The following is a 12,212-nucleotide window of genomic DNA, read 5'->3' on the forward strand; positions in this document are numbered from 1 at the left end:
GGTGCCGTCCGGCCTCCGGGCCCCCGGAATCCGCCAGGACCGCGGGAACCTCAGGAACCTCTGGAAGAAAGAGACGTACCGATCGTGGCGCAGAGCACCGAGACCGCCGACTGGGTCTCCCGTTTCGCCGATGAGGTCATCGCCGAATCCGAGAGCCGTGCCCCGGGCGCACTCGTCGTGGTGGCCTCCGGGCTCTCCCCCTCCGGCCCCATCCACCTGGGCAACCTGCGCGAGGTCATGACCCCGCACCTGGTCGCCGACGAGATCCGCCGCCGCGGCCGCGAGGTGCGCCACCTCATCTCCTGGGACGACTACGACCGCTACCGCAAGGTCCCGGCCGGGGTCCCGGGCGTCGACGACTCCTGGACCGCGCACATCGGCAAGCCGCTGACCTCGGTGCCCGCCCCCGAGGGCTCCCCGCACCCGAACTGGGCCGAGCACTTCAAGGCCGCGATGACCGAGGCCCTCGGCGCGCTGGGCGTGGAGTTCGACGGCATCAGCCAGACCGCGCAGTACACCTCCGGCGCCTACCGCGAGCAGATCCTGCACGCCATGCGGCACCGCGGCGACATCGACGCGATCCTCGCCCAGTACCGCACGAAGAAGGCCCCGCCGAAGAAGTCGCAGAAGCCGGTGGACGAGGCCGAGCTGGAGGCCGCCGAGGGCTCCGGCGCCGCGGCCGAGGACGACGGCAGCTCCGGCAGCAGCTACTTCCCGTACAAGCCCTACTGCGGGCGCTGCGGGCGCGACTTCACCACCGTCACCTCCTACGAGGACGAGTCCACCGCGCTGACCTACGTCTGCGGGGCCGAGGGCTGCGGCTTCGAGGAGACCGTGCGGCTCAGCGAGTTCGACCGGGGCAAGCTGGTGTGGAAGGTCGACTGGCCGATGCGCTGGGCCTACGAGGGCGTGGTCTTCGAGCCCTCCGGCGTCGACCACTCCTCGCCCGGCTCCTCCTTCCAGGTCGGCGGGCAGATCGTCGGCATCTTCGGCGGCAAGCAGCCGATCGGCCCGATGTACGCCTTCGTCGGCATCAGCGGCATGGCCAAGATGTCCTCCTCCAAGGGCGGCGTGCCCACCCCCGGCGACGCCCTGCGGATCATGGAGCCCCAGCTCCTGCGCTGGCTCTACGCCCGCCGCCGCCCCAACCAGTCCTTCAAGATCGCCTTCGACCAGGAGATCCAGCGGCTGTACGACGAGTGGGACAAGCTCAGCGCCAAGGTCGCCGACGGCAGCGCGCTGCCCGCCGACGCCGCCGCGCACAGCCGCGCGGTCGGCACCGCCGCCGGTGAACTGCCGCGCACCCCGCGCCCGTTGCCGTACCGCACCCTCGCCTCGGTCGCCGACATCACCGCGGGCGCCGAGGACCAGACGCTGCGCATCCTCACCGAACTCGACCCGGACGCCCCGCTGACCAGCCTGGACGAGGTGCGCCCCCGCCTGGACCGCGCCGAGGCCTGGATCAACACCCAGGTCCCCGCCGACCAGCGCACCCTGGTGCGCACCGCGCCCGACGGGGAGCTGCTCTCCACCCTGGACGAGGAGGCCCGCGAATCGCTGCGGCTGCTCGTCGAGGGCCTGGACTCGCACTGGTCCCTGGACGGCCTGACCACCCTCGTCTACGGGGTGCCCAAGCAGCGGGCGGGCCTCGCGCCGGACGCCAAGCCGACGCCCGAACTCAAGGTGGCCCAGCGCGCGTTCTTCGCCCTGCTCTACCGGCTCCTGGTCGGCTGGGACACCGGACCCCGGCTGCCCACCCTGCTGCTCGCGGTCGGCGCGGAGCGGGTGCGCAAGCTGCTCGGGTCCTGAAGCCCGCCGCTGTCATCGGGGCCGAGCGCCGGCCCCGCCCCGGGGCCTGAGCGCCGGTCCCGCCCCGGAGCCCGAGCACCGGGCCCGCCCCGGGCCTGAGCATCGCGGCCCCGCCTCCGCCGAAGGGCGCCGTTCCCGGCACCGGGACGGCGCCCTTCGGCGTGCCCGGGGCCCTCCGCCCGCCCGGCCCGGCGTATACGTATCACTGCAATCTGCACCATTTCGCTGCCGGGGCGCGGCCCGGGCGCTCCCACCCGGCATGCCCTCCGCGGCCGCGGACAGATGAGGAGCGGAAGCACGAGCAGGTACCGGCGGCAGGCGGGCACACCGAGGAGGCAGTGCGGATGACGGCAGCGGCGGACATCTCACCCAAGGACGAGGAACCCCGAGAGGAGCCGGGCGCGGACCAGGCGGCGCACCAGCGGGCCTTTCTGCGCAGGCTGACCCTGGCCACCGGCGGCGGCATGTTCATCGACGGCTTCGTCTTCGCCTCCTTCGCCGCCGCGCTCGCGGGCGGCGCGATGTCCCGGGACATCGGGGTGACCTCGACCTGGACCGAACTGATCTCCGCCTCCACCCTGATCGGCACCTTCTTCGGCGGACTGCTGCTCGGCTATGTCACCGACCGGCTCGGCCGCAAGCCGATGTTCACCCTCGACCTCTCGGTCTTCCTGGTCACCGCCCTGCTGATGTTCACCGTCACCGAGGCCTGGCAGCTCTTCGTACTCGGCCTGGTGATGGGCCTCGCGGTCGGCGCCGACTACTCGATCGGCTCCCCGCTGCTCGCCGAGTTCTCGCCGAGCGCCCGGCGCGGCCACTACCTCGGCATCCTCGAAATACTGTGGAACGTCGGCTACGTGGTCGCCTACCTCCTCGGCTACCTGATCAACACCCACTGGCCCGACGCCTGGCACTGGACGCTCGCCGCCAGCGCCGTCCCCGCCGTGCTCTGCCTGCTCGCCCGGCACGGACTGCCCGAGTCCCCGCGCTGGCTGCTCTCCAAGGGCCGCAAGGACGAGGCCAAGGCCGTCATCGAGGCCCATCTGCGGCACGTGGGCGCCGGCGGTTCCGCCGCCCAGCGCGCCCAGGCGGCCGCGGACGCCGAGGACCTGCGCGCCGAGCAGGCCGAGGAGACCCGCTACCGCGACCTCTTCTCGCCCGCCTACCGGCAGCGCTCGCTCTTCGTCTGCACCTTCTGGATCTGCATCGTGCTGCCCTACTTCGCGCTGACCTTCTTCCAGCCCACCGTGCTGCGCGCCATCGGGCTCGGCGGCAGCGCCCTGGCCGGGGCCCTGATCGGCACCGTCATCGCGCTGCTCGGCGCGGTCACCGGCTGGTACCTGGTGGACCGGGTGGGGCGGCGGCAGATCCTGGTGGGCCCGATGTTCGGCTGCGCGCTCGCGCTCTTCCTGGTCAGCCTCGGCGACCTGCTCCCGATCTGGCTCGCCACCGGCTGCTTCTTCGGCTACCTCTACTCGTACGGGATCATGAGCATCCTGCCCGGCATCTACCCGGAGGAGGTCTTCCCGACCTCGATCCGCACCTCCGGGGTGGGCCTGGCCTCGGGCGCCAGCCGGATCGGCGCGGCCATCGGCACCTTCCTGCTGCCGCTCTCCCTGGACCACCTGGGCCTGAGCTGGTCGATGATCTTCATGGCCACGGTCTCGCTGATCGGCGGCATCACCTCCTACCGCTGGGCCCCGGAGACCAACGGCCTGCGCCTGACCCACGCGGCACGCGGCGAGGGGCAGCCGGTTCCGGTGGGGGCGGGCACGGAGGGGGGCTGAGGGCCCCGGCCCGGTCTGTACGCGGGTGCCGGGCCGCTCAACGCCCGTACGCGGCAAGCCGGTTCACGAGCAGGACGCCGGGGACTGCGAGGGATCCGAAGACCGCGAAGACTACGAGTAGGACTCCGCGTCCAACTCCTGCTGATAGCGCACCTGGAAGTCCCGCAGGTACGGCCGCAGGGTGCTCTCCGCCAACGGCTCCCCGGACTGGCCGACGATCCCGTACAGCTCCTGCAAGTACCGCCCGAACTGGCGGGCGTTGGGGAAGTCCTGGTTCTCGCTCACATACTTCCGGAAGGCCTGGAAGTAGGCCTGCGCACGGGAGACGTCATCGGGCAACTCCGGCCCCGGTGCGCCCTGTTCGGGCCCCGCCTGCTCCTCGCGCGGCCCCGGGATCTGCGCCCCGGCCCGCCCGGCACCCGCGGAGGCCCCGCCGAGCCGCCGGGTGCGGTTCGGCCCCGAGGGCACCCGCCAGCCCGCGTCCTCCTCGGCGAACTCCCCCTGGAACGGCTCCGGTTCGGGCATCTCGTCCGGCACCGGCAGCTCCTGCGGCAGCGCCTCCTCCGGCGCCACGGGGTACTGCCCGGCCTCCGGCACCCGCGCCCGCCGGACCGCCGCCGGGTCCATGGCACCGGGGTCCGCGAAGTCCTCGTAGGACTCACGGTTCTCGACATGCTCGGGATTCTCGAAGTCCTCGACACCCTCGGGGTGTTCAGGCCGCGCCGCCTTCTCCCAGCCCGGCCCGCCGCCCGCCCGCTGCTGCTCCTCGTACCACTGCTCGTACTGCTCCTCCGGTACGTACGCGGGGTCGTAGGCGCCCTCGTACGGCACCGGATGCGGCTGGGCCGCGAACCACGGGCTCTCCTGCGGGAGTTGCTGCTCAGGCTCCGGCTCGGCGTAGCGCTGCCGGGCGTCGGCCGGCGCGGGCCCGGCGGCGGGCCGGGCGGCTTCCGCGGCGGGCTCCAGGGCGCGGGCGGGCGGTGCGCTCGGCAGCAGGGAGGCCTCGATACCGGCGGCGGCGAGGCCGGAGGGCGCGGTCTCGGCGAGGGGGACGCCGTAGCGGGCCAGGCGCAGCGGCATCAGGGATTCGACGGGGGCCTTGCGGCGCCAGGCGCGGCCGAAGCGGGAGCGCAACCGGGCCTGGTAGACCAGGCGTTCCTGTTCGAGCTTGATGACCTGCTCGTAGGAGCGCAGCTCCCACAGCTTCATCCGCCGCCACAGCAGGAAGGTCGGCACCGGCGAGAGCAGCCAGCGGGTCAGCCGCACGCCCTCCATGTGCTTGTCGGCGGTGATGTCCGCGATCCGCCCGATCGCGTGCCGCGCCGCCTCCACCGCCACGATGAACAGCACCGGGATCACCCCGTGCATGCCCACACCCAGCGGATCGGGCCAGGCCGCCGCCCCGTTGAACGCGATCGTCGCCGCCGTCAGCAGCCACGCCGTCTGCCGCAGCAGCGGGAAAGGGATCCGGATCCACGTCAGCAGCAGATCCAGCGCCAGCAGCACACAGATCCCCGCGTCGATACCGATCGGAAAGACCAGCGAGAAGTCCCCGAACCCCTTCTTCTCCGCCAACTCCCGCACGGCCGCATACGAACCCGCGAAACCGATACCCGCGATGACGACCGCACCGGCCACCACCACACCGATGAGTATGCGATGCGTCCGAGTCAGCTGCAGTGGCGCGGCCACCTTCTCCCCTCCCGCTCTCCGAGTCCCGCCCTCCGGGCACCGGCTCCGCACCGGTGGCCCGCCCCGCGGGCGGGCCCGCGGATCCGGGACATGCGCGCAACAGACTGGCACACCTGTACGGGGAACGGACGACCGGCAGGCCGAGAGCCCGGCGACCGGAGGCCACCGGGCTCCGCGCCAGGATGGTCAAGTACCCGCGTCCGCACCCTCGTTGAGGTGCGTCGATGCCGCTATGCCCGGCCGGAGGGGGCGGGGCGGCCGACCCGGCTCCGTTACGGATCCGGAATCTTGCACCGGAAGCCGTCGGCCGGGGCCGAGCACGGGCACCGGCACCGGCACCGGAAGCGGGACCGCAAGCGGGGCCCGCGCCCGACCGCTACGACTTCTTGCCGGAGTCGCCCTTCTCGCCCTTGTCGCTCTTCTCGTCCTTCTCGTCCTTGTCGCTCTTCTCGCCGGAGCCGGAGTCCGCGCCGGACCCCGCGTCCGCACCGGAGTTGGCCTTCTCCACGGCCGCGACGGCCTCCTTCGCGGCGGCCTGGGCGTCCTTCACCAGATCCTCCGCGCTCGGGGACTTGTCGCCCGCGAGACCGGCACCGTTGTAGTCGACCGTGACCACGACATTCGCCGTACGGGCCACCACGGTCTGCTGCTTGAAGGTGCCTTCCTTCTTCTTCAGTTCGTAGCTGACGGCCGACGCCTCGTCCCCGGTGCCCGCCACCGGCTGGGTCTTGACGCCCTTCGCCTCCTGGGTGGCCTCGGCGCCCGCGACCTGCTTCTGGAAGTAGGCGTGCGCGAGCTTGTCGCCGGTGCCGCGGGACTGGTCGGAGTCGAAGCGCAGCAGCGAGACATTGAGCCAGCGGAACTGCGAGCCCTTCACGCCCTTGTTGTCGAGGCTGGTCCAGGCGCAGGTGCCGCGCGTGGCGTTGTCCTCGGACTTGCCCGCCTTGCCCGACTCGTCGTCGGTCTCCGGGACCAGGTCCTTCAGCGTCTTCTTCTCGAAGACCTCGCAGGGGTCGGGCAGGTCCGCGAAGCGCGCCTTCGCGACGGACGGGCTCGCCGAGGGGGTGGCGCTGCCCTTCTTGTCCTCGTCGGAGCCGGAGTCGTCCGAGGAGCAGCCGGAGGCCACGAGGATCACCGGGACGGCCGCCACGGCGAGGAGGCGGGAGAGTCGCTGTGCAGATCGGTGCATGGTTCCTTCACTCTTCACGTTCGCTCGACGGGGCCACGGTACGCGGAGCCGGACGGTCGGGGCGGGGCTCCGGGCCCGGCCGGCACCCCGCGACAAAGCGGATCAAAGGGACCTCAGTCGTCCAGCTTGTCGGCGAGCCGACTCGCCAGTCCCCTTGCCCTGTCCTGCATTTCCTTGCTGTCGGGCGCCACCGCGGCACCCACCGGCTGATCCTCGTACTGAATCGTCACGATGACGTTGGACGTGCGGAACACCACAGTCACGGTGCGGTTCGGCGAGGAGGACTCCCCGAGCTTGTCGTCGAGGAAGGCGGAGTCGCCGAGGTCGTCCAGGGCACGGGAGGGGAGATCCTCACCGGCGCCGCTCCCGCTCTCCCCGGGGTCCGGGCTCTCCTCGCCCGCGGGGCCCTTCTTGCCGGAGGGGCTCTCCTCGCCGGACGGGGCCTTCTCGTCGGACAGGGCCCGGTCGCCCTCGTCGGACAGGGCCCGGTCGCCCGAAGCGGCCCTGCCGGCCGTCGAGGTCGCGTCCGCGGCGCTCCCGAACAGGCCCCGCGCCGCGCCGCGCGCCCCCCGCTCCGAGGAACGCGCCTCCTCGCCGCCCGCACCCTTGCCGCCCTCGTCCTCGCCTTCGGCGCCCTTGTCGCCGTCCTCGGCGTCCCCGGACCCCGAGGGCCGCACCGGCGAGATCCCGGCGGCGGTGGCCTTCTTCGCGTACACGTCCTCGGCGCGGGTGGCGTCGCTCACCGCGGGGTCGTAGGAGACCACCCGCTCGAAGTCGACCGACAGATGCTGGGTGGCCTCGGCCGACTCCGCCTTCCAGCTGCACCCCACCCGCCGGTCGGTGTTGTACGTCGCCAGGGCCGTACCCGCGTAGGCGCGCTCGCGCTGGATCTCGTCCGGGATGGACTTCAGACCCTTGAGCAGCGAGTCCAGCGCGTCCTGGTCGACCGCGCCGCAGGCCTCCGGCAGCGTGCGGTACTTCCCCGGCTGCGCGGCCTTCGTGGGCGAACCGGGACTGCCCGGCTTGCCGTCGTCCGCGCCCTCTTCGCCGGAACCGCCGGTGCAGGCGGCCAGGACAAGGGCGAGCAGGGCGATGGCACCCGTTGCACTCTTCCGCCGCTGCACCGCGGTGTCCCCTCTCGACGTACTCGGACCTGCTTATTGGCTTGCCGCCCCCCGGCGGCCAGTGAACACAATGTCTATCGCACGCGCTGCCGTACCGCTGATTCGCTGTCCTGTTCGACCGGATCGGGGCGGTTATCTGCCCGCGAGGCGCGCGAGGATTTCAGCTGTATGTACGTTCTGCCGCACTTCGGTGGAACCACGGGGGAATGAGGACACCATGCCGTACACAGAGGTTCCGGGGGCGAAGGTACCCATCCGGATCTGGACCGACCCGGCCTCCATCGAGGGCGCGGCGCTCCAGCAGCTCCAGAACGTCGCCACCCTGCCGTGGATCAAGGGCCTGGCCGTCATGCCCGACGTCCACTACGGCAAGGGCGCGACCGTCGGCTCCGTGATCGCCATGCGCGACGCGGTCTGCCCGGCGGCGGTCGGCGTCGACATCGGCTGCGGCATGTCCGCGGTCCGCACCTCGCTCACCGCGAACGACCTCCCCGGCGACCTGTCCCGGCTGCGCAGCAAGATCGAGCAGGCCATCCCGGTGGGCCGCGGCATGCACGACTCCCCCGTGGACCCGGGCCGCCTGCACGGCTTCCCGACCGCGGGCTGGGACGACTTCTGGGCACGCTTCGACGGAGTCGCGGACGCGGTGAAGTTCCGCGCGGAGCGGGCGGGGAAGCAGATGGGGACGCTGGGCGGGGGGAACCACCACATCGAGGTCTCACTCGACGAGGCCGATGCCCTGTGGCTCACCCTGCACTCGGGGTCGCGCAATATCGGCAAGGAACTGGCCGAGCACCACATCGGCGTCGCGCAGAAGCTGCCGCACAACCAGGGCCTGGTCGACCGCGACCTGGCGGTGTTCGTGTCCGACACCCCGCAGATGGCGGCGTACCGCACGGATCTGTGGTGGGCGCAGGAGTACGCCAAGTACAACCGCGCCGTGATGATGGGCCTGATCAAGGACGTCGTCCGCAAGGAGTTCAAGAAGGCCAAGCCGGTCTTCGAGCAGGAGATCAGCTGCCATCACAACTACGTCTCCGAGGAGCGCTACGACGGCATGGAGCTGCTGGTGACCCGCAAGGGAGCGATCCGGGCGGGCAACGGCGACCTGGGCATCATCCCGGGCTCCATGGGGACGGCGACCTACATCGTGAAGGGCCTCGGCAACGAGAAGGCCTTCAACTCGGCCTCCCACGGCGCCGGCCGCCGGATGAGCCGCAACGCGGCGAAGCGGCGCTTCACGGCGAAGGACCTGGAGGACCAGACGAAGGGCGTGGAGTGCCGCAAGGACTCCGGCGTCGTCGACGAGATCCCGGGCGCCTACAAGCCGATCGAGCAGGTCATGAGTCAGCAGAGCGATCTGGTGGAGGTCGTGGCCAAGCTCAAGCAGGTGGTGTGCGTGAAGGGCTGAGCGCCACCACAGCCCTCCGGTGCTTCCGACGTGCTCGCTGAGCACGCCGGAAGCACCGCCTCGGTTCACCGGCCGGACGCCGCCCCCTCCCGAGGCAGCGGGGCGGGCGCGATGCCGTTCCGAAGCCGCCACTGCCTGAGCTGACAGCTCGACAGGGAGCGCTCCAGCTGCCGGGCGGCGGCGGCCAGGGTCACACCGCTCAGGAGCACCTCGTCCTCCCAGTCCTCCCAACGGCGCCTGGTCACCTTTCTCATGCCCTGAGGGCGCACCCAGTGCCGGAGGGATTCAGCGGCTTCCTGCTTGCGCCGGAGGCAGAGGGCCCCTGCGGGATAGAGGTCGAGGGCCAGTGCCTGCGCCTCCTCCTTGCAGTACAGGATGTTGTAGACCTGATCCCGCCGGTTTCGCGCCACTGTCCGGTCGGCTCCGGTGATCCGCTTGGCGTACTCCGCGTAGAACCGGGCGATGGCGGTGCTGGACGTGGCCAGCGCGACGTACGGGAAACCCTGGCCGGTGAAGCCGACGGCACCGTCGGCGTCGAGGATTCCTCGCAGGTACGCGCCCACCGAGAACGGTGCCGTCGGAGGGGCGATGTCGCGTGACTTCTTCCCGTACGGCATCCCGAGGCGGTTCAAGGTGGTGCGCGCTTCGAGGGAGCAGAGCGTCCACACGACGGAGCGGTGCCCCGGAGAGAAGTTCGTGTCCCGCGAACGCTCACGGATACGGCTGTAGTACGGCGTGAGCCGCGCGAAGGCTTCGAGGATGTGGAGATCGCGGAATCCGATCTCGACCGAGAGCCGCCCCTTCTGTCCGGGCCCCGGCTGAAGGTGGCCGTCGGCCTGGATGAATCCGAACATGTAGGCGTAGTCCGGGACTTCGAGGTCCATGAAGTCCGGCACGGCCGGTATGGACGGCACAACCGGTAGCGGGACGGGATCGACCGCGGGGCCGGATGCCGAGCCTGCCGGATTCCGTGCGTCGTTCATTGCCGGGTTACCCCCTGCCTTCCGGGCGCGCCACAGCGCCCACCGAGATGCGGACGGAGTGGAGACGTCACCCTGAGCGAGAACAGCAAGGTAGAGGATTCGCGTATATTTTCGCCTCAAGTACCACCATGTTCGAATTGCTCTTCGAACATCGGTCGGCGGACAGCAGACCGCCGATCGAAATCCGCTTCAGGCAAGGGAGTTCCGCAGCCCCCGAGGCCTCGGTTCCCGCCCGTGTCACCGTCCGGGTGCCGGGCCGCCGCCGCGTTGTCAGTGGGGCCGCTTACAGTCACCGGCATGGCGATGCTTCCCAACCCGCTCCCGAAGCTGGCCGACGACCCCACCGGTCGCGGTCTCGGCCTCGAACTGCCGCCCGGCGGCCTGGTGTCCGACACGGCGGACGGCCCCTGGCCCGAGCCCCTGCTGTGGTGCGCCTCCGCGCCCGCGCGCGCGGGCGACTGGTCGGCCCTGCTGCCCGCCCGCCGCACGGCAGGTCTGCATCCGGTGCTGCTCGGCGCCGACCGGCCCGAAGTCGACCCGGCCACCTGGGAGTTGATGCCGGAGCTGGCGAGCTACCCCGGCGACCACGACGCCGAGGACGTCCTCGCGGACTTCTGGGAGGAGTACGCGGAGGACGAACTCTCCGAGGCCCACGGCCAGTCGTCCTCCAACGGCCGCACCCCGGGCGTGCTCTCCCGGGTCAAGTCCCTTTTCACCCCGGCTTTTTCGGACGCGCCCTCGGCCGCCGCCGGGGCTTCCGACTCCGAAAGCTCCGAGACCTCCACGACCGCCTCCGGTACGGACTCCGAGGACCGGGGCCCCACTTCCGGCTTCGACTGGCCCGGGCTCGCGCCCGCCGGGCGGGAGGAGGAGGACCCCGAGGTGCGGGCCGCCGCGATAGCCGACCTGGTGGCGGGCGGGAACCAGTTGCTTCCGCACTCCCGCCTCGGCCTGGTGCCCGCCCGCCGCAGCGCCGACATCCCGGCCGCCATCGGCTGGTCGGGCCCGGTCAACCACGAGAACGACGTGGCGCGCCTGTGCGCCGTGCTCCGCTCCTGGGAGGACCGCTTCGGCATACGGGTCGTGGCGCTCGGTTTCGACATCATGGTGGTCTCGGTCGCCGCACCCCCGGCCACCCTCGCCGAGGCGGAGCAACTCGCCGCCGAGCACTTCGCGTTCTGCCCGGACAACCTCCAGCAGGGTGACCACACCGACCTGCGCGCCTACGCGAAGAAGGAGCTCCTCGGTCAGCACTTCTGGACCTTCTGGTGGGACTGAGCAGGAGGACGGCCCCAGCTCGCAGCCACCAGCGACACTCAGAAGGACTGGGCGTCGACAGGTCCGCTACGGCAGAAGTTCACGGGTCAAGGTGAAGGCGGCCGTTGCAGTGGACAGGAGGGCGTTGATCCTCCCGAGGACTCGGGACGTTGCGTCAGCATCCTGCACTTCAACGGCCGAGGCCAGATCTTCGGCGTACTCACGCGCCCGTACCGCCTCATCGGATGTCGCAGTATCCGCGTCCGCGCGCAGAGCGCCGATCAGACGCCGGTAAGGGATCTCGGGTGCATGCGCATGGTTGCCATAGCCGCCGTGGGCCACAGCGTGGGGGCTGTTGACCACCGCCACGAAGACGCCCCCCTGAGAAGTGATGTGCACTTCCTCGCCTCCTCCCATCCAGATGAACCGTCTCTGGTACTCGGTCCAGCCTTTGCGTGTCACGCCGTACCCGCCGAAGCGCCACCCCTTGACCTTGATCAGGTCGTGCTTGAGCGGCTCGGCCAGAATGCGCATGACGTCCCCCCGGTTCCACCCCCGCTCGGCGAAGTAGTCCGTCATCACCACGCGAGTACCCGGGTGTGCAGCCCGTCTGCAGATCTCGCGGAACGCCTGCCCCTGGCACCTCTCCAACTGCTCCGGGGGGAGCAACGGCTCCGGCAGCCTCCATCGATGGACGACTCTGCGCATCCATACGAACAGTCCGTAGACCGCCCAACAGAGCAAGCCGATCACCACAACGTGCCCCGTTGTCAGCTCCACGCCCATCGGCCTCCCCCGGTTGGCATCTCAACACAGCCTGAAGCGAGTTGGCGCGCCGTGAAGTCATTCCCCCCGCACCGGCAATTGACACGTTTGGCCTCGTTCACTTCAAGTGGCAGCGTTTGTCCGTCGGTTCTGACAGCGAGACACGGTCCGCGGGATCGTGGTGGTGCGTGAGAA

General features: G+C 71.0%; 9 protein-coding genes. 4 read left to right on the forward strand and 5 right to left on the reverse strand.

Annotation, left to right across the window (positions count from 1 at the left end; all coding sequences use genetic code 11):
• The first annotated feature begins 60 nt into the window (after positions 1 to 60).
• Positions 61 to 1,809 carry a lysine--tRNA ligase gene (lysS, locus tag MID12_RS11995; protein WP_263173095.1) on the forward strand — a complete coding sequence of 583 codons (1,749 nt, stop codon included), beginning with the start codon at positions 61 to 63 and terminating at the stop codon, positions 1,807 to 1,809.
• Between the two features lie 344 nt (positions 1,810 to 2,153).
• Complete coding sequence (locus tag MID12_RS12000) at positions 2,154 to 3,596, forward strand: sugar porter family MFS transporter (RefSeq protein ID WP_263166834.1); 1,443 nt, start codon at positions 2,154 to 2,156, stop codon at positions 3,594 to 3,596.
• 111 nt (positions 3,597 to 3,707) lie between these two features.
• On the opposite strand, the gene MID12_RS12005 is transcribed toward MID12_RS12000, so the two are convergent.
• The 3 genes from MID12_RS12005 to MID12_RS12015 form a co-directional block, all read right to left on the reverse strand.
• A complete protein-coding gene (locus MID12_RS12005; protein WP_411576944.1) occupies positions 3,708 to 5,288 on the reverse strand; it encodes a DUF2637 domain-containing protein in 1,581 nt (526 codons plus the stop codon).
• A 376-nt stretch (positions 5,289 to 5,664) separates the two neighbouring features.
• Complete coding sequence (locus tag MID12_RS12010; RefSeq protein WP_263166836.1) at positions 5,665 to 6,477, reverse strand: DUF3558 domain-containing protein; 813 nt, start codon at positions 6,475 to 6,477, stop codon at positions 5,665 to 5,667.
• A gap of 113 nt (positions 6,478 to 6,590) precedes the next feature.
• Positions 6,591 to 7,601, reverse strand: coding sequence for a DUF3558 domain-containing protein (locus tag MID12_RS12015; RefSeq protein ID WP_263166838.1), 1,011 nt, complete (start codon positions 7,599 to 7,601; stop codon positions 6,591 to 6,593).
• A 217-nt stretch (positions 7,602 to 7,818) separates the two neighbouring features.
• On the opposite strand from MID12_RS12015, the gene MID12_RS12020 reads away from it, so the two are divergent.
• Positions 7,819 to 9,012, forward strand: a complete 1,194-nt coding sequence (locus tag MID12_RS12020; RefSeq protein ID WP_263166840.1) for an RtcB family protein — start codon at positions 7,819 to 7,821, stop codon at positions 9,010 to 9,012.
• A 65-nt stretch (positions 9,013 to 9,077) separates the two neighbouring features.
• Here the strand turns inward: MID12_RS12020 and MID12_RS12025 are convergent, their stop codons facing one another.
• Positions 9,078 to 9,995 carry an LAGLIDADG family homing endonuclease gene (locus tag MID12_RS12025; protein ID WP_263166842.1) on the reverse strand — a complete coding sequence of 306 codons (918 nt, stop codon included), beginning with the start codon at positions 9,993 to 9,995 and terminating at the stop codon, positions 9,078 to 9,080.
• Positions 9,996 to 10,292: 297 nt separating this feature from the next.
• Here MID12_RS12025 and MID12_RS12030 point away from each other — a divergent pair, with 297 nt between their 5' ends.
• Positions 10,293 to 11,273, forward strand: a complete 981-nt coding sequence (locus MID12_RS12030) for a DUF4253 domain-containing protein (RefSeq protein ID WP_263166844.1) — start codon at positions 10,293 to 10,295, stop codon at positions 11,271 to 11,273.
• 66 nt (positions 11,274 to 11,339) lie between these two features.
• Here MID12_RS12030 and MID12_RS12035 read toward each other — a convergent pair whose 3' ends face one another.
• Positions 11,340 to 11,831, reverse strand: a complete 492-nt coding sequence (locus tag MID12_RS12035; protein WP_237282720.1) for a hypothetical protein — start codon at positions 11,829 to 11,831, stop codon at positions 11,340 to 11,342.
• Positions 11,832 to 12,212 lie beyond the last annotated feature (381 nt).

This window comes from Streptomyces sp. SCSIO ZS0520 (assembly GCF_025643355.1).
GTDB lineage: Bacteria > Actinomycetota > Actinomycetes > Streptomycetales > Streptomycetaceae > Streptomyces > Streptomyces physcomitrii.